Origin of the sequence: Achromobacter sp. ACRQX (genome assembly GCF_022346505.1) — a bacterium.
GTDB lineage: Bacteria > Pseudomonadota > Gammaproteobacteria > Burkholderiales > Burkholderiaceae_B > Achromobacter > Achromobacter animicus.
The window spans coordinates 37,950-60,008 of the sequence record NZ_JAKRML010000001.1 but is presented as its reverse complement, the minus strand read 5'-3'; the positions used below and the strand labels follow the sequence as shown (position 1 = coordinate 60,008).

22 protein-coding genes and 1 tRNA gene are annotated in these 22,059 nt (G+C 66.7%); 14 read left to right on the top strand and 9 right to left on the bottom strand.

What is annotated here, in order from left to right; translation table 11 throughout:
* Positions 1-18 precede the first annotated feature (18 nt).
* Together MHZ91_RS00280 and MHZ91_RS00275 are read right to left on the bottom strand one after the other, a co-directional pair.
* A complete protein-coding gene (locus tag MHZ91_RS00280; protein WP_175137890.1) occupies positions 19-816 on the bottom strand; it encodes a flavin reductase family protein in 798 nt (265 codons plus the stop codon).
* A gap of 11 nt (positions 817-827) precedes the next feature.
* Positions 828-1,892: an LLM class flavin-dependent oxidoreductase gene (locus tag MHZ91_RS00275; RefSeq protein ID WP_175122389.1), complete on the bottom strand. Its 1,065-nt coding sequence runs from the start codon at positions 1,890-1,892 to the stop codon at positions 828-830.
* A 108-nt stretch (positions 1,893-2,000) separates the two neighbouring features.
* Here MHZ91_RS00275 and MHZ91_RS00270 point away from each other — a divergent pair, with 108 nt between their 5' ends.
* A complete protein-coding gene (locus tag MHZ91_RS00270; RefSeq protein ID WP_175184912.1) occupies positions 2,001-2,942 on the top strand; it encodes a LysR family transcriptional regulator in 942 nt (313 codons plus the stop codon).
* A gap of 14 nt (positions 2,943-2,956) precedes the next feature.
* On the opposite strand, the gene MHZ91_RS00265 is transcribed toward MHZ91_RS00270, so the two are convergent.
* Positions 2,957-3,841, bottom strand: a complete 885-nt coding sequence (locus MHZ91_RS00265) for an SMP-30/gluconolactonase/LRE family protein (RefSeq protein ID WP_239211265.1) — start codon at positions 3,839-3,841, stop codon at positions 2,957-2,959.
* Positions 3,842-4,118: 277 nt separating this feature from the next.
* On the opposite strand from MHZ91_RS00265, the gene MHZ91_RS00260 reads away from it, so the two are divergent.
* The 7 genes from MHZ91_RS00260 to MHZ91_RS00230 are packed head-to-tail and all read left to right on the top strand — an operon-like array spanning position 4,119 to position 11,853.
* Positions 4,119-4,889, top strand: coding sequence for an enoyl-CoA hydratase/isomerase family protein (locus tag MHZ91_RS00260; protein ID WP_175184746.1), 771 nt, complete (start codon positions 4,119-4,121; stop codon positions 4,887-4,889).
* A 2-nt stretch (positions 4,890-4,891) separates the two neighbouring features.
* Positions 4,892-7,024 (top strand): acetate--CoA ligase family protein, encoded by a 2,133-nt coding sequence (locus tag MHZ91_RS00255; protein WP_239211262.1) that lies wholly within the window; start codon positions 4,892-4,894, stop codon positions 7,022-7,024.
* An 8-nt stretch (positions 7,025-7,032) separates the two neighbouring features.
* Entirely contained in the window at positions 7,033-8,238 is a 1,206-nt protein-coding gene (locus MHZ91_RS00250; protein ID WP_239211259.1) for an acyl-CoA dehydrogenase family protein, read from the top strand.
* Positions 8,235-9,179, top strand: a complete 945-nt coding sequence (locus tag MHZ91_RS00245; RefSeq protein ID WP_239211253.1) for an acyl-CoA dehydrogenase family protein — start codon at positions 8,235-8,237, stop codon at positions 9,177-9,179. The genes MHZ91_RS00250 and MHZ91_RS00245 overlap by 4 nt, the downstream gene beginning before the upstream one ends.
* Positions 9,180-9,188: 9 nt before the next feature.
* On the top strand, positions 9,189-9,947 hold the full coding sequence (locus MHZ91_RS00240; RefSeq protein ID WP_239211251.1) for an SDR family NAD(P)-dependent oxidoreductase: 759 nt from the start codon (positions 9,189-9,191) through the stop codon (positions 9,945-9,947).
* A complete protein-coding gene (locus MHZ91_RS00235) occupies positions 9,947-11,128 on the top strand; it encodes an SDR family oxidoreductase (protein WP_239211249.1) in 1,182 nt (393 codons plus the stop codon). Before MHZ91_RS00240 ends, MHZ91_RS00235 begins: the two co-directional genes overlap by 1 nt.
* Complete coding sequence (locus MHZ91_RS00230) at positions 11,116-11,853, top strand: carboxymuconolactone decarboxylase family protein (protein ID WP_239211247.1); 738 nt, start codon at positions 11,116-11,118, stop codon at positions 11,851-11,853. The genes MHZ91_RS00235 and MHZ91_RS00230 overlap by 13 nt, the downstream gene beginning before the upstream one ends.
* A gap of 18 nt (positions 11,854-11,871) precedes the next feature.
* On the opposite strand, the gene MHZ91_RS00225 is transcribed toward MHZ91_RS00230, so the two are convergent.
* Positions 11,872-13,281 (bottom strand): amidase family protein, encoded by a 1,410-nt coding sequence (locus tag MHZ91_RS00225; protein ID WP_239211245.1) that lies wholly within the window; start codon positions 13,279-13,281, stop codon positions 11,872-11,874.
* Between the two features lie 83 nt (positions 13,282-13,364).
* Complete coding sequence (locus MHZ91_RS00220; RefSeq protein ID WP_175137901.1) at positions 13,365-14,342, bottom strand: tripartite tricarboxylate transporter substrate binding protein; 978 nt, start codon at positions 14,340-14,342, stop codon at positions 13,365-13,367.
* A 145-nt stretch (positions 14,343-14,487) separates the two neighbouring features.
* On the opposite strand from MHZ91_RS00220, the gene MHZ91_RS00215 reads away from it, so the two are divergent.
* Positions 14,488-15,387, top strand: coding sequence for a LysR substrate-binding domain-containing protein (locus tag MHZ91_RS00215; RefSeq protein WP_239211243.1), 900 nt, complete (start codon positions 14,488-14,490; stop codon positions 15,385-15,387).
* 80 nt (positions 15,388-15,467) lie between these two features.
* Here MHZ91_RS00215 and MHZ91_RS00210 read toward each other — a convergent pair whose 3' ends face one another.
* On the bottom strand, positions 15,468-15,716 hold the full coding sequence (locus MHZ91_RS00210; protein ID WP_239211241.1) for a hypothetical protein: 249 nt from the start codon (positions 15,714-15,716) through the stop codon (positions 15,468-15,470).
* Here MHZ91_RS00210 and MHZ91_RS00205 point away from each other — a divergent pair.
* The 4 genes from MHZ91_RS00205 to MHZ91_RS00190 all read left to right on the top strand — a co-directional run bounded on the left by MHZ91_RS00205 (position 15,706) and on the right by MHZ91_RS00190 (position 19,064).
* Positions 15,706-15,948, top strand: coding sequence for a helix-turn-helix domain-containing protein (locus MHZ91_RS00205; protein WP_370647761.1), 243 nt, complete (start codon positions 15,706-15,708; stop codon positions 15,946-15,948). The two genes, MHZ91_RS00210 and MHZ91_RS00205, sit on opposite strands and share 11 nt — an antisense overlap.
* 336 nt (positions 15,949-16,284) lie before the next feature.
* The gene (locus MHZ91_RS00200; RefSeq protein WP_239211238.1) at positions 16,285-18,129 is read left to right on the top strand and encodes an ABC transporter ATP-binding protein; all 1,845 of its coding nucleotides are present in this window, start codon (positions 16,285-16,287) and stop codon (positions 18,127-18,129) included.
* 49 nt (positions 18,130-18,178) lie between these two features.
* Positions 18,179-18,364, top strand: coding sequence for a hypothetical protein (locus tag MHZ91_RS00195; RefSeq protein ID WP_239211236.1), 186 nt, complete (start codon positions 18,179-18,181; stop codon positions 18,362-18,364).
* 97 nt (positions 18,365-18,461) lie between these two features.
* The gene (locus MHZ91_RS00190) at positions 18,462-19,064 is read left to right on the top strand and encodes a hypothetical protein (protein WP_175137906.1); all 603 of its coding nucleotides are present in this window, start codon (positions 18,462-18,464) and stop codon (positions 19,062-19,064) included.
* Between the two features lie 102 nt (positions 19,065-19,166).
* On the opposite strand, the gene MHZ91_RS00185 is transcribed toward MHZ91_RS00190, so the two are convergent.
* Positions 19,167-20,072 (bottom strand): LysR family transcriptional regulator, encoded by a 906-nt coding sequence (locus tag MHZ91_RS00185; RefSeq protein ID WP_239211940.1) that lies wholly within the window; start codon positions 20,070-20,072, stop codon positions 19,167-19,169.
* Positions 20,073-20,342: 270 nt separating this feature from the next.
* Between MHZ91_RS00185 and MHZ91_RS00180 the strand changes: the two genes are divergently transcribed.
* Positions 20,343-20,729: a VOC family protein gene (locus MHZ91_RS00180; protein ID WP_175137908.1), complete on the top strand. Its 387-nt coding sequence runs from the start codon at positions 20,343-20,345 to the stop codon at positions 20,727-20,729.
* Positions 20,730-20,870: 141 nt separating this feature from the next.
* Here MHZ91_RS00180 and MHZ91_RS00175 read toward each other — a convergent pair.
* Positions 20,871-20,944 (bottom strand) — tRNA-Gly (locus MHZ91_RS00175).
* A gap of 111 nt (positions 20,945-21,055) precedes the next feature.
* The gene (locus tag MHZ91_RS00170; protein WP_175184770.1) at positions 21,056-22,042 is read right to left on the bottom strand and encodes a tripartite tricarboxylate transporter substrate binding protein; all 987 of its coding nucleotides are present in this window, start codon (positions 22,040-22,042) and stop codon (positions 21,056-21,058) included.
* Positions 22,043-22,059: the final 17 nt, after the last annotated feature.

Genomic DNA, 22,059 nt, shown 5'->3' with positions numbered 1-22,059 from the left:
GCCGATGCGGTCATTCGTTCATTGGATCTGCGCCGGCGCGATGCCGTGCGTGGCGGACTGGAAGTTGATCACCGGACGCGCTTCCCGGCAAGCGGTCCTGCGGATCTTGCCCACGATGAGATCATGCGTGCCCAGTTTCTCGGTGCAGACGATGTCGCACTCGATGCTGGCCAGCGCATCGGGCAACACGGGCGCGCCATGTTCGTTCATCACCCAACCGCCTTGAGCGAACCGCGCCCTGCCCTGAGGATTCTTCATGAAGGCCTCGATCACTTCGGCATGACCTTCTCCCAGGATGTTGGCGACGAACCGGCCGTTTCGCAGCAGCGGCGCATGCGCCGACGCGGTCTGCTGCACAAAGAATCCGACCATGGGCGGATCGGCAGAGATCGACGTGAGGCTGGAAACGATCATCCCCGCCATGTCGGCGCCGTCGCCCGTGCTGACGGCGCTGATGCCCGCCGGCAGCGAGCGCATAGCCGCCTTGAAGTCATCGACCGACACCACCTCGTCGCAATCGTTGACCACCATGTGCGCGCGGATGTCGCCGCGTTCATCGACCCATCCATGCCGCGCAGCGTAATCCACCATCTTCGTGAAACTGGCCTCCCAAGCTGGATCGCCCGCGTGCTGCGACAGAAAGCGCAGCACCGACGGCGACAGCCGCACGTGCCTTTCGTCCTCGCGCCGGCCAATGCGGGCGATCGCACGTTCGAGCCTATCCGCGGGCTGCGGATCCGCCATGACATCCAGGCGGCCGAAATCAGCCGCATCGCGCAGCGCAATCGCGCCGGCATTGCTCAAGTAGATACGCATGTTGCCCTCCTTCAGGCAAGGACGGTCGTACTGCCGACTTCCTTGCGGATCGCGGGAATGATCTTGTCGCCCCAGAGTTCGATCTGCTTGAGCATCGTCTTCTGGTCGAAATCGCCAAGCTGCGTTTGCAGCGCGATGTGCTTGGGCCGCAGGATGCTGATCTCTTCCAGCATCTTGTCGATGACTTCATTGACCGACCCCACCGGCAGGTTCTTGCGAAGCTGCTCGAAGGTAGGATCCGTGTCCGACGGCACTTCCTTGACCATGTAGCCGTCGTCGCTCTGCGCGCGGCGGAACTTCAAGCTTTCGGAAATGCGGCGCTGGAAGCGCGCGCAATCCAGATAGGCGTCGATCTCGGCTTTGTTGTCCGACGCGTAGCCGCAGCGCAGGAAGCCGAACTTCACATCGCGATCCAGGTCCTTGCCATTGTCGTCCGCCACCTTTTCCAGCCGGCCTCGCAGCTCGGCGATGGCATCGTTGCCCTTGAGCAGCGCCGTCACGAACAGGTTGTGGTTCTCGCGCACGCCGCGGCCCAGCGTCACCGGATTGCCCGACGTGATCCACAGCGGCGGCATCGGATCCTGGATGCAGCGCACCGCGATCGAGCTGGGCGGAATCTTCAGGAACTTGCCGTCATGCTCGAAGATCTTCTGCGTCAGCCCCTTGGGGATGACGTCCAGGAACTCATTGAAGATCGCGCCCGACTCTTCCAGCTGCACGCCGAAGCGCTCGAACTCGAACTGCTGATACCCGGATCCCACACCCAGTTCCAGGCGGCCGTTGGACACCGTATCCACGAAGCCGACCTCGGCCAGGAAGCGCGCTGGGTGATACAGCGGCAAAATGCACACCGCCGTGCCCAGACGGATGCGGCTGGTCTTCGCGGCCGCATGCGCCACCGTCATCAACGGCGACGGCGACAGCGAGTAGTTGTTGAAGTGGTGCTCGGCGTACCAGGCCGTGTTGAACCCGGCTTGCTCGGCCGCCACCGTCTGCTCGATGGAGTTGTTGATGACTTGCGCGGAGGACTGGTGGTAACCTCGTTGCTGCGCCAGAATGAATACGCCGAATTCCATTGTGTCTCCTCATTGATGCTTGAATCCTTGAGGAAATTCTAGAGGCCGGTAGTCATGGGCTGGAATACAAGAAAAGCGGCGTTCTGTGCTGCATAAAGTGGAGGAATGATGGACAGACTGCGCGCAATGGAGCTCTTTCTGTCGATCTCGAAGACCGAGAGCTTCTCGGAAACCGCGCGCCAGTTCGGCATCTCCGCCACCTCGGTGTCGCGCATGATCACCGACTTCGAAAACGAGCTCAACGTGAAGCTCCTGCTGCGTTCCACACGGCAGGTCGTGCTGACAGAAGCGGGCCAGGAATACGCGCGCCAGCTCGAAACCATCCTCTGGAACATCAACGAGGCGCACCGCAACATCACCGAAATCCGCGCCGCGCCCAAGGGCATCCTGCGTGTGCATTCGCGCATGATGTTCGGCCTGGGCGTGTTGCCGCAGCTGGTCGCCGCGTTCCGCGAGGCCTATCCCGAGATTCACATCGAACTCGTGCTGTCGGAAGCCAAAACGGATCTGCGGCGCAATAACTTCGACATCGACTTTCGCATCTCGCCGCCCGTCGAGGCCGGCCTGAAGCGGCGCATCCTGTTCAAGAGCGAACGCTACCTGGTGGCCTCGCCGGCGTACCTGGCGAATCGCGAAGTGCCTACGCGGCCCGCGGATATCGCGCAGCATGACTGCCTGGCGTATCTGCTGCCCGGCGACCAGACCTGCTGGCGCTTCAAGCAGGGCGACGCCATCGACGAGGTGCTGATCAAGCCGCGGCACGTCACCAACAACGGCGTGGCCTTGCTGGAACTGGCCCGGCTGGGCGAAGGCATTGCGCTGCTGGATGACTACACCGTGCACCATGACATCGAGCGCGGCACGCTGGTGCGGCTATGCCCCGATTACCGTGTCACCAACACGACGTTTGAAGAAGGCATGTACGCCACCATCCTGGACACCGCCATGATCCCCGTGAAGATCCGGCTGTTCCTGGACTTCGTGGCCTCGCACGTATCCGGCGCGGAACTGCGCTTTGCGGCGTACGGCAAGCCGGCCGCCAGCGACTGACGCGCCGGCAGGCCTCAGGCTTGCGGTCGGATCCGGCAATGCGGACGCGGCGCGCCGGCATAACCCGTGCCGCGCACGCGCAGCAGTGCACCATCCATCGGGCCGTCCGCCGACAGGCGTCCGCTGTCGCTGATGGAGGTGACGTACAGGTCGGCCAGCCCGTCCCCGCCAAAACACAGCGACGCTGGATGCGCGACCGGCAGGTCGATGCGCACATCCAGCTTTCCGTCGCGGTCGAACCTGGCAATGGCGCCGGCATGCACCAACGCCGTCCATAACCCGCCGTCGCGGTCGAAACAGCAGCCGTCGGGCGCCGACCCTAGCGCGTCCGTATCGACGAAGACGTCGCGTTCCGACAATCTGCCCTGCGTGTCCATGCGGTAGCGGTAGATCTTGCGCACCGAACTGTCGCACACGTAAAAGTGCGTGCCGTCCGGATGCAGGGCCGGCCCGTTGACCACCCCCAGCCCCGCGTCGATGCGGTCAAGGCGGCCGGCGGGATCCAGGCGGTACAGGCCGCCCAGCGGCGGCTCCCCGGCCTCGCGGTAGATATGCATGGTCCCCGCCACGAAGCTGCCGTCCGGCAGGGGCGTGCCGTCGTTCAACCGCAGATTGGGGTGGCTGTCCTCGATACTGGCCAGCATCCGCAGGCTGCCATCTGCCGGCCAAAAGCGCGCAAACGACTCCTTCAGCGCCACCACCAGCTCGTCCTCGCCGTTGAACGCAAAGGAACCCAGCGGCGCAGGCAACTGCCAGCGTTGCACGCTGCCAGAGTCGGGGTTCACGGCCAGGATCAGCCCCTTGCGGCAATCCGCCATCCACAGCAGCCCGCGCGCCGCATCCCAGACCGGACATTCGCCCAGGGCTGCGCGCAGCGTCCCGATTTGTTCAATCAGCATCTTCCGCCTCGCTCCTTATTAGCCGGCTTTCCACCGACTTTTTTCCCCATGGTATCGGCTTGGCGTGGGCCGGAATATGCGGCATTCCTGCAGAACACAACCACCGTTTTTGGCGTAGATCGCGCAGGAGCCCCTACCTAAAATCAAAAAAAAGTCCGGCGCCGCCCGGCACGGACTGCGGACAAGACAGGTCGATCCGACCCGAGGAGACTTCCATGCAGCACGCCCACGGCGCCCGGCGCCCCACTGTCCATGCCCAGTCGAACGAGGTGCGCGCATGAGCGACACCCCCGTCAAGTTCGAAGTCAACGAAGGCGTTGCCCTGGTCACTCTGAACAACGCGCCCGTCAACGCGCTCAACCGCAACATGCGGCGGCGCATCGTGGCGATCTTCGACGAGATCTCCGAGCGCGAGGACATCCGCTGCGCGGTGCTGACCGGCAACGGCACGGTGTTCTGCGCGGGCGCCGACCTGAAGGACCGCCCCAACGCCGACATTGCCGGCGACTTTCTGGAACACAACCGCATCACCCGCGAGACCGGCAACGCCATCAAGGAGTGCGCCAAGCCGGTCATCGCCGCCGTCAACGGCGCGGCGCTGGGCGCCGGCCTTGGGCTCATGGCTGCCTGCGACATCATGTATGCGTCCGATAACGCCACGTTCGGCATGCCCGAGATCAACGTCGGCCTGGCCGGCGGCGCTTCCATGCTGCGTACGCTGTTCGGGCGCTCGACACTGCGCCGCATGTTCTACACAGGACAGCGTTTGACCGCGCACGACCTGCTGCGCCGCAACGTGCTGGAAGACGTGCTGCCCCCCGATCAGCTGCTGCCCGCCGCGTTGGCGCTGGCGCACGAAATCGCCGCCAAGGCGCCGCTCGCCGTGCTGTACGCCAAGCGCGCGGCCAACATGGTGGACCTGATGCCGCAGCGCGACGCCTATCGCTTCGAGCAGGACTTCACGATGGCGCTGGCCAAGACCGAAGACGCGCGCGAGGCCCGCATGGCGTTCCTGGAAAAGCGCCAGCCGCAATTCAAGGGGCGTTGAGCATGACGCAGCAGAATCAACGCCCCGGTGCGGGGCTGGCGCCCTTTTTCCAGGCGTCGGGCATCGCCGTGATTGGCGCCTCCGATGAGGTCACCAAGATCGGCGGCCGCCCCGTCCACATGCTGATCAAGCATGGCTACCGCGGCGCCGTGTATCCCATCAACCCCAAGGGCGGCACCATCCAGGGGCTGCCGGCCTACACGTCGGTGAAAGACACGCCGGCAACGCCGGAACTCGCCATCCTGGCCGTGCCCGCCGCCGCCACGCCTGCCGCGCTGCGCGACTGCGGCGCGCGCGGCGTGAAGGCGGCCATCGTCCTGTCGGCCGGCTTCACCGAGGCCGGTCCGCAAGGCGCGGCGCTACAGTCCGAACTGGTGGCGATCGCTCGCGAACACGGCATGCGCGTCCTGGGCCCGAACTGCCTGGGCACCGTCAACGTCGCCGAGCGCCTGATCGGCTCTTTTTCGATCGCGCTGGAAGAGAACATGCCGCCGGTCGGCCACGTGGGCATCGTGTCGCAGTCCGGCAACGTGGGCAGCCACACCATGCAGAGCGTCGCCCGGCGCGGCATGGGCGTCAGCCGCTTCATCGCGACCGGCAACGAGGCGGATGTGGACGCCGCCGACGGCATTGCCGCGCTGGCCGAGGATCCGGACACGCGCATCATCCTGTGCTGCATGGAAACTTGCCGGAATGCCGGAAAGCTCATCGACGCGTTGCGCCTTGCGCGCGGCAAGGGCAAGCCCGTCATCATCCTGAAGATCGGTTCCACGGAAAAAGGCCAGGCGGCCGCCGCCTCGCACACGGGCGCCCTTACTGGCTCGGACGCGGTGATCGACGCGGTCTTCCGCCGGCACGGCGTGCTGCGCGTGCGCTCTGTTGAAGCGTTGATCGACATCGGCCACGCGGCCTCGCTGCTCATGCCCGACCGCCTGCCGGCCAACGACGCGGTCACGCTCGTTGCCGCGTCCGGCGGCTTCGGCATCATGATGGCCGACGCCATGAGCGACGCCGGCCTTGCGCTGCCCGCGCTCGCGCCCGACACCCAGCGGCGCATCCTGGAAGCCGTGCCCACGGCCAGCACCGGCAATCCGGTGGACGCGTCCGCCCAGATGTCCAGCCGCCCCGACATTCTGCTCAAGATGCTGACGGCCCTGCTGGACGATCCGTCGGCCAGTTCGCTGGCGCTGTTCATGTCGCTGTCGCTCTACAACACCCGGCTGCGCGGCATCTATCTGGAAGCGCTGGCCCGGGTACGCACCAGCCATCCAGACCGCCTGCTGATGGTCATCAGCCAGGGGCCCGCCGACGCCGTCGAACAGATCAACGCGCTGGGCATTCCGGTGTTCTCCAGCATCGACGCCGCGGCGACGGGGCTGTCGGGCCTGGTGAAGCTGGGCAAGCTGCGCGCGGCCGCTTATGCCGACACGGCGCTGCCCGCCGCCGAACCCGTCGATCCCGCGGTGTTCCGCAACGAATTCCACGCCAAGCAGGCGCTGGGCAACGCCGGCATCGACGTGCCGCGCGAATTCATCGCCCGCAGTGCCGACGACGCGGTGCGCGCGGCCGAGGCCATCGGCTACCCCGTCGTGCTCAAGATCGCCTCCGAAGACGTCGCGCACAAGACGGAAGCCGGCGGTGTGCTGCTCGACGTGGCCGATGCCGACGCCGTGCGCCACGGCCATGCCCGCATCCTGGCCAACGTCGCGCGCCATGCGCCCGGCGCCCGCATCGATGGCGTCCTGGTCGCGCCGATGGTCGCGGGCGGCACCGAACTGATCGCCGGCGTGTCGCAAGACCCCGTCTTCGGCCCCATCGTCATGGTCGGCATGGGCGGCATCTACGCCGAGGTGCTGAAGGACGTGGCCGTGCAGGCCGCGCCCGTGACAGAGGACGAGGCCGCGGAAATGATCCGCTCGCTCAAGATGTTTGCCATCCTGGACGGCGCGCGGGGCCAGCCCAAGGCCGACATCGCCGCCGCCGCGCGTAGCGTGGCGCGCCTGTCGGCGTTTGCGTACCGCCATCGCGACGACGTCGCCGAGATCGACATGAACCCCATTCTGGTCCGGCCGCAGGGCCAAGGCGTGGTCGTCCTGGACGCGCTGATGATCCCGCGCGCCGCGCCCGCCCATTGAGGACAGCCATGCAATTCGAACAACTTGCCACAGTCCCTGACCCGGGCGCAGGCCCCGAGGTCTACCGCCAGCATGCGCGCACCTGGCTGCGCGCCAACCTGCCAGATTTCATGCGCGCCGACAGCCCGGACTGGCGCGCGCCCACGCTTGCCGAGAGCAGCGCCTGGGAGGCCGCGATGTATCAGGCCGGACTCGCCGGCATGACGTGGCCCAAGGCCTACGGCGGCCACGGGTTGACGCTGCGCGAGCACCTGGCGGTGAACAAGGAGATCGGCGCGCTGCCCATGCCGGAAAGCGTCAGCTCGATCGGCAAGGAACTGGCTGGGCCAATCATCATGGCCGTCGGCACCGAGCAACAGAAGCAGGAATTCCTGCCCGCGATTCTGGCGATGCGGCAGTACTGGTGCCAGGGGTTTTCAGAACCGGACGCCGGCTCGGATCTGGCACGGCTGCGCACCAAGGCCGTGCAGGAAGGCGACACGTGGCGCATCAACGGGCAGAAGATCTGGACCAGCGGCGCGGCCAAGGCGCATTACTGCCTGCTGCTGACGCGCACCGGCACCGTGGCCGACAAACATCGCGGCCTGCTGATGTTCGCCGTGCCGATGGACACGCCGGGCATCCGCGTCGTTCCCATCAAGTCCATCGACGGCAAGGAATCCTTTGCCGAGGTGTTCTTCGACGACGTGGTGGTTCCCGACAGTGCACGCCTGGGCGCGCCGGACGAAGGCTGGAACGCCGCCATCCGCGTGCTGTCCATCGAGCGCGCCACCAACCGCATGTATCGCCCGTGGCGCTTCGAGTGCGAATTGCGCCAGCTCATTGCGGCCTGCAAGTCCGATGCGCAACTGGCGCCCGCGCTCGACGACGGCTATGTCCAGCGCCGCGTCGGCGATCTGGTCAGCGAAATCGACGGATTGAAGGGTCTGGTTGAACTCACGGTGGCGCGCATGCTGCGTGGCGAGACCATCGGCGCGCGCGGATCGCTGACCAAACTTTATTGGTCGGAATGCCACCAGGCCTTTGCCGGCCTGGCGCTGTCTCTGCTGTCGCAGGTCGGCCCGCACTCCAGCCCCCTGGCGCGCCGCGCCCAGAAGGCCTTTACCACCGCCTACCTCTTCTCGCGCGCCGAGACGATCTACGCCGGCACCACCGAAGTGCAGCTGGACGTCATCGCGCAGCGCGTCATGAATCTGCCCAAGGACCTGACATGAGCCACGAAGAACTGCGGCCCGAGGAATTCGCGCAGGCCGCCGAAGCCGCGATCACCGACGCCCTGTCCCGCCCGGATGCCGGCGCCATGGCCCAGGTGCTGGCGCAGGCCGGCCTGACTGGCGTGATGGCAGCCGAGGAAGACGGCGGGCTGGGCCTCTCACTCGATTTCGCGCTGCCGATCGCGCACGCCGCCGGACGCCTGCGCCTGCCGCTGCCGCTGCCCGAACAGATCCTGCTTGCCAGCGCACTGGCCGGCACGCCGCAGGCCGCCGCGCTGGCCGCCGGCGAGCGCCTGGCCGGCATCGCGTGGCAAGGCAGCCTGCAGTCGGGCCATGCCCGTCTGGACAATGGCCCGGCGGACTGGGTGCTGGTGGCTGACGGCGAGGGCGCCGCGCTGCTCGATGCCAGCGCCCTGCCCCGCGACGAACAGGCGGCGCTCGATCCCGATCATCCGCAAGCCTGGATCGCGCTGGACGGCGCGCCCGTGCTGGCGCGCCTGGACGCTCGGGCCTGGGACGCGCTCCAGCGCCAGGCCCATCTGCTGCTTGCCGAGTTCGCCAACGGCGCCGCCGAAGGCGCCCTGCAGGCCGCGGCCGAGTACATGGCGACCCGCGTGCAGTTCGGCCGCCCCCTGTCGGCCAAGCAGGCCGTGCGCCACCTCCTGGCCCGCATGCGGCTGCTGCAGGACGTGTCCAGCGCCGCGATCCGCCGCGCCACGCAAGCCGACGAATACGGCGCGCCGCGCGAGACGCAGCCCGCGCTGGCCGGCGCGCTCGCCAACGCGGCTTTCGTCATCGAGAAAGCCATCCACCTGCACGGCGGCATGGGCTTCACGTGGGAACTGCCCCTGCATCGCGCCTTGCGCGCGGTGCGCAAGCTGGACGCCGCCTTCGCGGGTCTGGCCAGCGGCAACGGCCGCGCATTCATCCAATCGGTATAGGAAGACACCATGGCACAAGATCTCGCCGGGCGCGTCGCGCTCGTCACCGGCGCGGGCGCCGGCATCGGCCGGGCCACCGCGCGCCTGCTCGCCGCGCGCGGCGCCACGGTCGGCGTCAACGACCTCAAGCAGGAGCTGGTGGACGAGGCCGTCGCCGGCATCACCGCCGAAGGCGGCAAGGCCTTCCCCGTCGTGCAGAACGTCGCCACGCGTGAAGGTATCGGCCAAGCGGTGCGACAGGCCGCCGAACAGGGCTCGCGCCTGGACATCCTGGTCAACAACGCGGCCTGGGTCCGCTATCAGAGCGTGCTGGAGATTCAGCCCGATACGCTGGAACGCATGCTGGACATCGGTTTCAAGGCCGTGATCTGGGGCATCCAGGCCGCCGCCGAGGTCATGGACGCCGAACGCGGCGGCGCCATCGTCAACGTGGCGTCAACCGCGGCGCTCAAGTCCGCCCCCAGTTCGATGGTGTACTCCGGCATCAAATCAGGCGTACTGGGCGTGACGCGCGCGGCGGCCGCCGAACTGGGCGCGCGTCGCATCCGGGTGAACGCCGTGTGCCCGTCAGCGGTGCCCACGGAAGGCACGCAGCGCAACCGCAACGCCGAGCGCGATGCGCGCCGCGTCGCAAGCACGCCGATGGGCCGACTGGGCTCGGTGGACGACATTGCCGACGCCATCGTGTTCCTGGCCAGCGACGAGGCGCGCTTCATCACCGCGCAGGCGCTGGTGGTCGACGGCGGCATCACGTTCACGACGCTCTGATGGACACCGTCCTGCTCACCGGCGCGGCCAGCGGCATCGGCCGGGCGACGGCCCGCCGGCTGGCCGCTGCGGGCCAACGCTGCGTGCTGGTCGATCGCAACGCGCCGGCGTTGCACGCGCTGCAGGCGGAACTGCCCGCCCTCGCAGGCGACGACCATCTTGCCTGCGTGACGGACCTGACCGAGGCCGGGCAGATAGCGGCGCTGGCGGACGGCTTGCCGCGACTGGACGCCATCATCAACAACGCGGGCATGACGGACAGCAGTAATCGTCCCACCGTCGACCAGACGGACGAGGACTGGCAGCGGCTGCTGGACCTGAACCTGCACGCGCCCGCGCGCGTGGTCAGCGCCCTGCGCGGTTGCCTCGCCGCGGGCGCGCGTGTCGTCAACGTCGCCTCGGGCGCGGGGCTGCGCGCCATCCCGTGGCGCGGCGGCTACAGCCCCAGCAAAGCCGGCCTGATCGCGCAAAGCCGCGCGCTGGCGCAGGCCGACCCCGGACTTTGCGTCACCGTGCTGTGCCCGGGATATGTGCAAACGGAACTGGTGGACGGCCTGATCGCATCCGGCCGCCTGGACCCCGCGCGCGCGGTCGCCAAGATTCCGCTGGGCCGGTTGGCCGATCCCGACGAGATCGCCTGCGCGCTGGTCTTTGCAGCGGGTGCGCAGGCCAAGCCCCTGGCAGGCAGTCTGCTGTGCGTGGATGGCGGCTCATCGGTGTACGGCGGCAGCCAGACCTATGCGCCGACCGCGGGCGAAAACCGTATTCAAATCGACGCGCCCCTGTCGCTGACCGTGCGCGGCGATTGGCCCTCGCCACGGGACGACGGGGCCGGCGACGGCTATCCCGCCGTGCTGGATGCCACGGTGCTATCCAGCCCGCCGGGGCAACGCCTGGCGGCCGTGCTGAATGCCGCGCGCCGCTTCGACCTGGACGGACCCGCCAGCCTCACGCTACTGCTGCCCGGCGGCGAGGGCCTGACGTGGGAGCATGCCGGGGATCACGCGGCGGCGCGGATGCTCGTGGCCTCGCTGGCCTGCGAATGGGGCCCCGCGGCGCGCCGCATCAACGCGGTGCAGGTCGCGCCGGGCGCCGCGCCCGAGGCGCTGGCGCCGCTGCTGCGCTTCGTCGCGGGCGCGCAGGCGCAATACCTCACGGGTCAGGTGCTATGCAGCCAATAAGCGATCTGGACGACATCAAGGCGCGCTTCATCGCCGCGCGCGGCTATTGGCGGCCGTGGACGGACGCGATGCTGCGCGCCAATCCGGGGTTTCTCGCGCACTATGCCGACTACGCGGGCCATCCCGCCAGCACGGGTCCGCTGTCGCCGCGCATGGTCGAACTGATCTATGTGGCGCTGGACGCATCGGCCACGCATCTTTACGAAGCGGGACTTGCCACCCATCTGCGCATGGCGCGCGAGGCCGGCGCCACGGATGCCGACGTCTTCGACGTGCTGCATCTGGTGACCCTGCAGGGGTTGAGCGCGGTTCTTCTGGCCGCCGATCTGCTGCACGAGGCCGCACCGCTACCGGCGCTGGACGCGCAGGATCCCTTGCGTAACCGCATCGCCGCGCTGTGGCCGGAACAGGCGCCCAGCCTGTTGCGGCTGGCGGCGCAGGACCGGGGCTATGTCGCCGTCCTGCTCGACTTCCTGGAAGGCGGCGCGTCGGCCGGCGGTCTGTCGCAGACGGAACGTTTGCTGATTCGCATCGCCTTGCACGCGTGCTTCACGCAGGGCGACATGGCAAACACGCGCGCTTGCATCGGCGAAGGGCTCGCACGAGGCCTGTCGCGCAGCGAGATCCTGCAAGCCATTCAACTGGGCGCCCATCTGGCCGTGCATGGCGCGGCGCTGGGCGCGACCGTCCACGCGCGTCTGCAAGACACCGGCGCGTCCCGCTGAAACGCGGACGCGCCGCGTTCACACGTGCAGCTGGTCCAGCACCGACCACCCGGCCCGCGCCTCAATGACCTCGCCGGCCGCCAGGCACAGGTCTTCGCGAAAGCGCCCGGCGACCAACTGCACCCCAACCGGCGCGCCCTCGGCGCGGCCAACGGGTACGGAGAGTCCCGGCAATCCCAGGATCGCCGTTGAAATCAACGGGCTCTGCGCCCGAAGGATGTCCGCCATCACGTCCGCGCCCTGCTGATCCCGATCCACCGGAAATGGCAGCGCGAAAGACACGGGCATCAACAGGACCGGATAGCGCTCAAAGAAGCGGCCCCACTCGCGCAGGATCGTCGTGCGCATCGCCATCGCCTGAATGAAGCCGTCCTTGTCCCGGCGGGGCGTGTGCGAAAGCATGCTTTGGTACGCGTTCTGGATGGCGCGGTCGCCGGCGCGTTCGATCTCGCGCTGCATGGACCCGGCGGCTTCGTTCATCAGCACGTCCAGCCACAGCGCGGCCGCGGTGTCGAACTGCGGCGGCTCGGCAACCTCGACGAAGTAGCCCGCGTCCTGCAGCCAGCCGGCGGCGCGCTGCAGCGCGTCGGTGACTGCAGCGTCGGCCTTGTGCTGCGCCGTGCCCGCAAACAGCGCGACACGACGGCCGCTGTTCAAGTCAGGAAATTCCAGTGGCGCCGGCACCCACCAGGGATCGCGCGCGTCGCCGCCCGACATCGCCGCCAGCCCCAAGCGCAGATCCGCCACGGTACGCGCCAACGGCCCTTGCGTGGCCGCCATCTGAGAGGCTACCGGGCGCTCGGCGCGCTGGGTCGCGTTATACGCGGGCACCCTGCCCTGCGAGGGCCGCAGCCCTGCCACGCCGCACGCATACGCGGGATAGCGGATGGAGCCGCCCTGGTCGCTGCCATGCGCAAGCGGCCCGACGCCCAGCGCGGCCGCCACTGCCGCCCCGCCGCTGGAGCCGCCCGGCGTTCGCGCCACATCGAATGGATTGACGGTGCGGCCGTGCAGATCGTTGTCGCTGAACCAGCGCCAGGAAAACGCCGGAACGTTCGTGCGTCCGATGACGATCGCCCCCGCGCGAAGCCAGTTGTCGACCGCCGGATTGTTTTCCTGCGCGATGAGGTCCCGGTAGGCCGTCACGCCGTTGGTCGTGGCCGTGCCCGCCAGATCCGCGTTGGCCTTGATCGTGACCGGCACGCCATGCAGCGCGCCCAACTCCTGCTTGCTGCGCACCGCCGCGTCGGCCGCATCCGCGGCGCGCAGCGCCTGCTCGGCATAGGTCTCCGTCAGCGGGTTGAAGGCTGGATTGACGACTTGGGCGCGGTCCAGGCAGCTTTGCACCGCCTCCCGGCTGGATACTTCACCGTTGCGGATGGCGCGGGCCAGGTCGAGCGCGTTCCAGCGCCAGAGTGCGTTAGTCATGTTGTCTCCCTATTCTGAAATACCGGATGTGCAAGAACCGCTGCGCGGCACGCGTTCTGCCCGCGCCATCCTGCAACGCGCGCTCAATCGGCGGACGCGCCGGATTGCTTCACCATCGCCGCCCAGCGCGGAATCTCGGCGGCGATCAGGCTGGCGAACTGCTCGGGCGTGGACGGCGTGGCGTCGACGGACAGGGTTTCGTTCTGCTTCTGCACCGCGGGGTCCAGCAGCGCCTTGGCGACTGCGGCATTCAGCTTATCGATCACCGGCTTGGGCACACCCGCCGGCGTGACGATGCCACCCCACGACACCACCTCGAATCCCTTCAAGCCCGACTCGTCGAGCGTCGGCACGTCCGGCAGCACGGGCACGCGTTTCAGGCTGGTGGCGCCCAGCACCTTGACCTGCCCCGACCGAATGAAGGGCAGAACGCCGGCGACGTTGTCGATCATCACGTCAAGCTGCCCGCCCGCCAGATCCACAACCGCCTGCTGGCCGCTCTTGTACGGCACGTGCAACATGGTGGTGCCGGTCTCGCTCTTGAGCATTTCGCCCGCCAGGTGGGCGCTGGAACCGACCCCCAGCGATCCCACGCTGACCTTGCCGGGATTCTTCTTCGCATACGCGGCCAGCTCCTGCACGTTGTTGGCCGGCAGGCCATTGCGCGCGATCAGCACCAGCGCGTTGCTGATGGCCAGACTGACGGGCGCCAGGCTGCGCTGCGGGTCGTAGGGCAGCTTGGCGTACATGCTCTTGTTGATCGCCAGCGTGACGATGTTGCCGAAGCCGATGGTGTAGCCGTCGGGCGGCGCCGACGCCAGGGCCTGCGTGCCGACGATGCCGCCCGCCCCGCCCCGGTTTTCCACGATGACCGGCTGCCCCAGTTCGCGGCCCAGCGCGTCGGCAATCGGGCGCAACACCACGTCGGGACCGGAGCCTGCGGCGTACGGAACGATGAGCTTGATCGGCCGTTCCGGCCAGTCGGCGCGGGCGGCGCCAGCGGCGGTGGCGGCCACAAAGACAAGAAACAAGGAAACGGCACGGCGGGCAAAGATCGGCATGGCATTCTCCTGAAGCGCTTTTTGGGCCAGGCCTCTCGGTTCTTGCCGGGCCTGATCGACGATCAGCTTAGGGATGGTCCGCGCTGCCTGTAAGGCTATATTTTTGTTAAGGTGACAACCCCAGATTGTCAGCCGGAAAGCCGTCATGAAGGACCATCAATTGCGGGCGTGGCTGAAGGTCGCCGAACTGCGCAGCATCCGCGCCGCCGCCCGCAGCCTGCACCTGAGTCAGGCCGCCGTGACCAAGGCCATCAAGGAACTCGAAACCGAACTGGACGCGCCGCTCCTGACGCGCAGCCCCAAGGGCATCGCCGTCACCGAATGCGGCGAACACCTGACGGTGCGGGCCCGCCTGGCGCAGGCGCAGCTCGCACTGGCGCGCCAGGACATCCGCCAATTGCTCAGCGGTGCGCAAGCGCGAGTGGCGGTGGGCGTGACACCCATGGTCATGCTCAGCGTGCTGCCCGACGTGCTGGCCGAATTCCGGGCCAGCATGCCGGCCGCGAAGGTCAAGGTCTCGGAAGGCCTGCTGGCCTCGGTGCAGCCGGCCCTGCGCAACGGCGCGCTGGATTTTGCGCTGGCCTCGCGCATGAACGACGGCGCTGGCGGCCAGGAATTTGAATTCGAAGAACTGCGCCCGCTGGAATTCATGATTGCCTGCCGCAAGGGCCATCCGCTGGCGCGCGCGCGGCGCTGGGAAGACATCCGCGGCTGCGAATGGCTGCTCAATGTCTCGGGCGGCAGCCATACCGAAGCCTTCCTGCGCGGCCTGCGCGCGCACGGCCTGCCCGAGCCCGCCCGCGTGATCGAATGCGACACCTTCGGCGTCATGTGGAGCCTTATGACCCGCAGCGACGCGCTCATCATCTGCCCGTCCGGCATGCTCGACATCAAACCCTATGGCGACGAGGCCCGGCGCATCCGCGCGGACGTGCCAATGCCGGTCGCCAGCATCGGCATCATGACGCTGCAGGGCACGCCGCTATCGCTGGCGGCCGCCACGATGGCGGATATGTTCCGGCGGCGCGTGGCGGCAATGGCGTAAGGCGGATGGCCGGTATGCCGTGAAGCGCATCGCCGCGACGCGTGGAGGTGCATCACCACCGGCGCATCACCCGCGGCGCGTCAATGTGCGGCGGCGATCAGCAACGGCGCCTTTTTTGCCTGCGGCAAAGTGAGGAAGCCGGTTGCGGCCCGCAGCACGCAGAGCGCGATGACGAGGCTGGCTGAGATGGTTGCGGCCGCCGCGCTGGCGCCGGCGGCAATAATTGCCGTCATTGCCGCTGCGCCCACATGCCCCCCGATGCGATACAGCCCATGAAAGCCCGACATCAGCGACTGCCGAGCAATCCGCTGGACCTCGGTGCCATGCACGTTCGCCGCCACGTCGATGGCGCCGGTGGAGCGCCTGTTCCAGACGGAGGTCGGCCTGTCGTTCGGCCGATGGCGCCAGCGCCAGCGGCTGCTCACCGCGCTGGAGCAGCTTGCCTACGGCGAAAGCGTCACCAACGTGGCGCTCGACGTGGGGTATGAATCCGCGTCCAGCTTCGTCGCTGCATTCAAGGCCGTGTTCGGCACTACGCCGGCGCGGTATTTCAAGACCTGATCACTGCCGCGTGCGTGGTCATCCCTGCCAACGCGGACGGCCCGGAGTCTGATGGTGGTAGGATCGCCTGCGTACGCCGCGCGGAATCCGACACCCGCCACGCCGCAAGATCCGACCGGGCCATCCCGCGAAAGCATCCGGCAGCGGCCATCCGGATCCATCCACGCCTGCAAGTTCGCGGAAGAACGACCCGGCATTCCGGGGCATTCACCTGCATGCCCCCGCCTCGCACGCCTTCTCCGCCTTTGTCGACGCGCTGAAATATCGCTGAGGTATCACCTGTCGGGTCCGCCGCACGACCGCCTCGCATTAATTCGTGAATTTGGAGTCTCTGCCTTGTTCCGCAGATTTGAAAGCCAGCTCAATCCGTTCCCTTCCGAGAACGTCCCCCCGCCGCCCACGGGGTTCTTCGCCTTCTTGTGGTTCTGCACGCACGGATCGCGCCGCTACATCGCCGCACTGGCGGTCCTGAGCGCGGCGGTCTCCATCTACGAAGCGTGGCTCTTCGCCTTTCTGGGTCAGGTTGTCGACATGCTCACCGCCTGGAAAGCCGGCGAGGCCGCGTCGGCACACGAACGCCAGGTACTGTGGGGCATTGCCATCGTGCTGTGCGTCAGCGTTGGCGTCGTCGCGCTACGTACACTGGTCCAGCATCAGGTCCTGGCCATCAACCTGCCGCTGCGCCTGCGCTGGGACTTTCACCGCATGATGCTGCGGCAAAGCCTGTCGTTCTTCTCGGATGAATTTGCCGGCCGCGTCACCACCAAGGTCATGCAGACCGCGCTTGCCGTGCGCGAAGTGCTGCTCACCTTTTGCGAAATTGTGCTCGGCATCGCTGTCTACTTCGTCACCATCGTCGCGCTGGCCGGGGGCTTCGACTGGCGTCTGATGCTGCCTTTCATCGGCTGGATGGCGCTCTACGGCCTGGCCATGATGTATTTCGTGCCGCGGCTGGGCAAGGTCGGCAAAGAGCAGGCGCATGCCCGCTCGTCCATGACCGGACGCGTCACCGATGCCTACACCAACATCACCACCGTCAAGCTCTTCTCGCACACCAATCGCGAGGCCCGCTTTGCGCGCGCCGCCATGGAGGACTTCAAGGAAACCGGCTACCGCCAGATGCGTCTGGTCAGCCAGTTTGAAATCGTGAACCAGGCGTTGGTGTCGGCGCTGATCCTGGCGGCCGGCGGCTACGCGCTGTGGCTGTGGCACGGCAACGAAGTCGGCACCGGCGCAGTCGCGGCCGTAACCGCCATGGCGCTGCGCGTGAACGGCATGTCGCACTGGATCATGTGGCAGATGACTTCGCTGTTCGAGAACATCGGCACCGTGCAGGACGGCATCGCCACCCTGACCCACGTCCCGAAGGTGCAGGACGCGCCCAACGCCGCCACCCTGCAAGTCTCGCAAGGCGAAGTCCAGTTCGACGACGTCTATTTCAACTACAACAACGAGCGCCAGGTCCTCGACGGCCTGACCCTTACCGTGCGCCCCGGCGAAAAGATCGGCCTGGTCGGACGATCCGGCGCCGGCAAGTCCACGCTCATCAACCTGCTGCTGCGCTTCTACGACGTCGAACGGGGACACATCCGCATCGACGGCCAGGACATCTCGAAGGTCACGCAGGACAGCCTGCGCAGCGCCATCGGGATGGTCACGCAGGACACATCGCTCCTGCACCGCTCCATCTGCGACAACATCGCCTATGGCCGCCCGGACGCCAGCCGCGAAGAAATCCGCGCCGCCGCGGCCCGGGCACAGGCCGACGACTTCATCCAGCAGCTCAGCGACTCGCACGGCAACACCGGCTACGACACGCTCGTCGGCGAACGCGGCGTCAAGCTGTCGGGCGGCCAGCGCCAGCGCATCGCAATTGCCCGCGTCATGCTCAAGAACGCGCCCATCCTGCTGCTGGACGAAGCTACCAGCGCATTGGATTCGGAAGTGGAAGCCGCCATTCAGGAGAGCCTGGACGAAGTCATGCAGGGCAAAACCGTCATTGCCATCGCGCACCGCCTGTCGACCATCGCCGCGATGGACCGGCTCATCGTGATGGATCAAGGCCAGATAATCGAACAGGGCAGCCATGCGGAACTGCTGGCAATGAACGGCGTGTACGCGCGCCTGTGGCGGCATCAGAGCGGGGGTTTCCTGGCCGAAGAGCCGAGCCAGCCGGTTTGAGATGGTGGCCGGGCCCGCGCCCGGCCGCTTCATGGGTCCAGGAGTTCAGATGCTTGCCTACACAATCGGCGCAGTTGCGGCGGCCGCCTTGGCGGCCAGCGTGTACATCAGCGTCGAACGGCCTTTCCGGTTCAAGGACAACGGCTCCGGCCCGGATCACCGTCCTTCCGCAGCCGTCGCGGGCGGGCTGATGACCATTGCCCTGCTGGGCTTTGTCCTGGCCTTCAGCCTTTGAATAAAACGCCTCGATGACAAGTTTGGTTGCACTTTATTAGGGACATAAGAAAGACCCGATCGGATAATCCTCGCGCTATTCGAAAAGGATCTTTATTTTGAAGTTGAAAGCTGCACTCCTCATTTCCGCGCTGACCGCCGTCGTCGTTGCTCCCGCGAATGCCGCGTCTCCCCGTTCGGTCGACGCCCGCACATTTGATGTCGCCGGCGTCAAGACGGGCATGGACTTCGACGAAGCCCTTGCCGCCACTGCCAAGAACTTCAATGTTGGCAAGAAGGACATCCGGATCGGCTACGCGACGAACAACCCCGTCACGAACACCAAGATGCCGATGAACTTCAGCTACGACAAAGATGGCGTCAGCTTCATCGTCCACTTCGAGCCGCGCGTGCCTGTCGACAAGCAACGGCCGCTGGCGGTGTCGCAGATCCGCTATGAACTGCCGTGGACGCCGGCCAACAAGGAAGCCATGGGCAAAGCCGTGCTGGAAAAATACGGCCGCCAGTCGAACTATCCCAACGACTTGAACATGGAATGGTGCACCAAACCCAGCACGAACCCCGGTATGGGCTGCTCGACGGACCTGACGCAGGCGGTATTGAAATACAGCGGCGTCAGCATTCAGATGCATGACCCGGCATGGATGAATGCGCGGATCGAGTATGTGCAGCGCAGCCAGTCCAGAAAGCCCAGCTTCTAACGCGTATCAGTAATTCTGAACGGGGCGCGCTTCGTTTTGACGGGGTGCGCCTTTCCCAACAAGACATATTCGATGAGGGCTTGGGCTACCAGCACCTGCCCTTCATCCTTTGAGCCGCGCGGGCAGATTCGCCACGAGCCAATCAATGAACACGCGCAGCCGATGCGTCACATGGCGGTTATGCGGGTACACCACATGAAACGGATAAGGCTGGGGCCGCCACGGTTTCAGAATCTCGACGAGCGCGCCGCTTTGCAACGCGGGGCCCGCCGCATAGGTGAACGTCTGAACGATCCCCAGGCCCGCCAGCGCCGCCGCCAGATGCGCGTTGCTTTCATTGACGCCGACGCGATGCTCGACCTTGACCTCCGTCTTTTCCCCATCGCGCTCAAAGCGGAACGGAAAGGCGCGGCCGTTCTGCGGCGACAGGTAGCTGACCAGCTTGTGGCCGTTCTTCAACTCATCCGGATAGGCAGGCGTGCCGAACTGTTTGAGGTATCCCGGTGTGGCGCAGGTGATCAGATCGGCGGTGCCGATCTGCCGCGCCACCAGCGAAGAGTCGTCGAGCGGTCCGCCGCGGATCACGCAGTCGACGTTGTCGCTGATCAGGTTGACGGGGCGGTCTGACACCCCGAAGTCGATCCGGATGTCGGGATAGCGCGTCAGAAAATCGGAGATCGCGGGGATCAGCACGTCGCTCGCGGTGGAGCCGCCCACGTCGATGCGCAGGTGTCCTTTCGGCTTGCCTTGCACAGCATTGAACGACCCGTCGATGTCTTCCAGGTCGCGTACGATGCGCAACGCTTTCTCGTAGTACTCGCGCCCTTCCGGCGTGACCGTGACGCGCCGAGTCGTCCGCTGAAGCAGGCGCACGCCCAGGTGCGCCTCCAGGTCCTGCACGATCTTGCTCAGCGTGGCATTGGGCATATCCAGCGAATCCGCCGCCCGCGTGAAACTGCCGGCCTCCACCACGCGCGCAAACCCGCGAATCGCGGTCAATTGATCCATGCCGAAGACTCCTTGAGATGAAGCGATTATCCACAAACACGCATAGTCGTTCCAATCTTTCCGGAGTTGTCCATTATTTCGGTGATCGATTGGCAAGCTTCGTCAATGGCATCGAGCTGTTTGTCGATGGCGGGATGGCGCAGGTGTGAGCGCCACCCGCGCCGGCTCCCTCCAATCGCGCCACCTTGCGAATCACCGCCCTGTCGTCCGCCCTGATGGCCTATGCTGATCGTTCCGGCCCGATGGGCCACCTTTCTGAAGGAGCGTTGCATGTTGGACCACATCACGATCCATGTGAGCGACTTCGAGCGCAGCCGCGCGTTTTACCTGAGCGCGCTGGCGGCGCTGGGTTATGTGGCACGCAAGACGTTCGAGACCGACATGGGCTTCGGCGTCGGAGAACCGGACAACGAGAACAACCCCGGTGGCGAATTCTGGATACATGAGGGCACGCCCTGCGCGCCACGCGTGCATGTGGCCTTCCGCGCCCGCAGCCGCGAAGCGGTCGACGCGTTTCATCGCGCCGCCTTGGCAGCCGGCGGCCGCGACAACGGCCCGCCAGGCTTGCGCACGCATTACCACCCCCACTACTACGGCGCCTTCATTCTGGACCCGGACGGCTACAACATCGAGGCCGTTTGTCACCGGGTCGCTTGACCGGAAGGCGCGCTCAGGAACGCCCCAGCGCAGGTCGACGCGGACATCCTCGGGCAATGCGTTGAATCGATGCAGGGAATGAATGTCGACGCCGCAGAATCAAGTGGTCAGCGTCGCATGAAGGGAACTTGCCGGGATTGATGGAGCGGGTGAAGGGAATCGAACCCTCGTATGAAGCTTGGGAAGCTGCCGTTCTACCATTGAACTACACCCGCTCGGGTGTCGTGCCGCAGCCGTGGGCCGGGCAGAGCCGCGATTATAGCGCGGCTTTTTCGGTCGGGGCGGGTCGAAAAAGCCCGCCCCCTTCTACCAAAAACCTGCCGCCATCAATTCGCCGTGATGTTCGCGGCCTTGACCACCTTGCCCCAGCGGTCCAGTTCGGTCTGCGTGTAGGCGCCCAGTTCCTTCGGGCCCATGAAGATCGCCTCGGCGCCCTGCTCGGCCGCCTTCTTGCGGAACTCGTCGGTCTTCATGATTTTCTGGATCTCGCCCGCGATCTTGTCGACGACCGGCGCGGGCGTGTCCTTGGGTGCGTACATGGCAAACCACGACGACACGATCAGGTCGGGGTAGCCGGCTTCGGCGGCCGTGGGCACGTCGGGCAGCGACGGCAAGCGGGCATTGCCCGTGACCGCCAGCGCGCGCAGCTTGCCTGCGGCGATCTGGCCCAGCAGCGGCGGCGGCGTGGTGATCGTCATGTCGACAGCGCCGCCCAGCAAGTCATTCAGCGCGGGGCCGGTGCCCTTGTACGGGATGTGCGTGATCTGCGTGCCGGCCATCTGGTTGAGCAGCTCCGTGGCGACCTGCTGCAGCGAACCGTTGCCCGACGACGCGTAGTTCAGCTTGCCCGGGTTGGCCTTGGCGTACGCGACCAGTTCCTTCAGGGACTTGATCGGCAGATCGGGACGCACGACCACGACTTGCGGCGCGGACAGCACGTTGGCGACCGGGGCGAAGTCCTTGATGGGATCCCACCCGGCGGCGGGCGTCACGTGCGGCGTGATGACCTGAAAGCCCGAGTACTGCAGCAGCAGCGTGTAGCCGTCCGGCTTGGCGCGCGCCACGGCCTGCGCAGCGATGCCGCCGGAGGCGCCGGGCTTGTTCTCGACGACGACGCTCTGGCCCAGCGCCGCACCCAAGGGCTGCGCGATCAGGCGGGCGGCGATGTCGGTGGTGCCGCCGGGCGCAGCGGACACGATCAGCGTGACGGGGCGGTTCGGAAAATCGGCCTGTGCGCTGGCGGCGCCGGCGGCGGTGATCAGGGCGAAGGCGGCGCTGACGCGCAGTGCGGTGGGCAGGCGGAAAGAGGCCATGCGTTGTCTCCTGGGTA

What these genes read in the sequence shown, in the direction of transcription:
- MHZ91_RS00250 (WP_239211259.1), top strand. Translation starts at nt 7,033, where the DNA reads ATGCAATTCGAACAACTTGCCACAGTCCCTGACCCGGGCGCAGGCCCC.
- MHZ91_RS00275 (WP_175122389.1), bottom strand. Translation starts at nt 1,892, where the DNA reads ATGGAATTCGGCGTATTCATTCTGGCGCAGCAACGAGGTTACCACCAG.
- MHZ91_RS00220 (WP_175137901.1), bottom strand. Translation starts at nt 14,342, where the DNA reads ATGCCGATCTTTGCCCGCCGTGCCGTTTCCTTGTTTCTTGTCTTTGTG.
- MHZ91_RS00260 (WP_175184746.1), top strand. Translation starts at nt 4,119, where the DNA reads ATGAGCGACACCCCCGTCAAGTTCGAAGTCAACGAAGGCGTTGCCCTG.
- MHZ91_RS00215 (WP_239211243.1), top strand. Translation starts at nt 14,488, where the DNA reads ATGAAGGACCATCAATTGCGGGCGTGGCTGAAGGTCGCCGAACTGCGC.
- MHZ91_RS00180 (WP_175137908.1), top strand. Translation starts at nt 20,343, where the DNA reads ATGTTGGACCACATCACGATCCATGTGAGCGACTTCGAGCGCAGCCGC.
- MHZ91_RS00230 (WP_239211247.1), top strand. Translation starts at nt 11,116, where the DNA reads ATGCAGCCAATAAGCGATCTGGACGACATCAAGGCGCGCTTCATCGCC.
- MHZ91_RS00255 (WP_239211262.1), top strand. Translation starts at nt 4,892, where the DNA reads ATGACGCAGCAGAATCAACGCCCCGGTGCGGGGCTGGCGCCCTTTTTC.
- MHZ91_RS00270 (WP_175184912.1), top strand. Translation starts at nt 2,001, where the DNA reads ATGGACAGACTGCGCGCAATGGAGCTCTTTCTGTCGATCTCGAAGACC.
- MHZ91_RS00170 (WP_175184770.1), bottom strand. Translation starts at nt 22,042, where the DNA reads ATGGCCTCTTTCCGCCTGCCCACCGCACTGCGCGTCAGCGCCGCCTTC.
- MHZ91_RS00280 (WP_175137890.1), bottom strand. Translation starts at nt 816, where the DNA reads ATGCGTATCTACTTGAGCAATGCCGGCGCGATTGCGCTGCGCGATGCG.
- MHZ91_RS00225 (WP_239211245.1), bottom strand. Translation starts at nt 13,281, where the DNA reads ATGACTAACGCACTCTGGCGCTGGAACGCGCTCGACCTGGCCCGCGCC.
- MHZ91_RS00240 (WP_239211251.1), top strand. Translation starts at nt 9,189, where the DNA reads ATGGCACAAGATCTCGCCGGGCGCGTCGCGCTCGTCACCGGCGCGGGC.
- MHZ91_RS00185 (WP_239211940.1), bottom strand. Translation starts at nt 20,072, where the DNA reads ATGGATCAATTGACCGCGATTCGCGGGTTTGCGCGCGTGGTGGAGGCC.
- MHZ91_RS00245 (WP_239211253.1), top strand. Translation starts at nt 8,235, where the DNA reads ATGAGCCACGAAGAACTGCGGCCCGAGGAATTCGCGCAGGCCGCCGAA.
- MHZ91_RS00265 (WP_239211265.1), bottom strand. Translation starts at nt 3,841, where the DNA reads ATGCTGATTGAACAAATCGGGACGCTGCGCGCAGCCCTGGGCGAATGT.
- MHZ91_RS00235 (WP_239211249.1), top strand. Translation starts at nt 9,947, where the DNA reads ATGGACACCGTCCTGCTCACCGGCGCGGCCAGCGGCATCGGCCGGGCG.
- MHZ91_RS00195 (WP_239211236.1), top strand. Translation starts at nt 18,179, where the DNA reads ATGCTTGCCTACACAATCGGCGCAGTTGCGGCGGCCGCCTTGGCGGCC.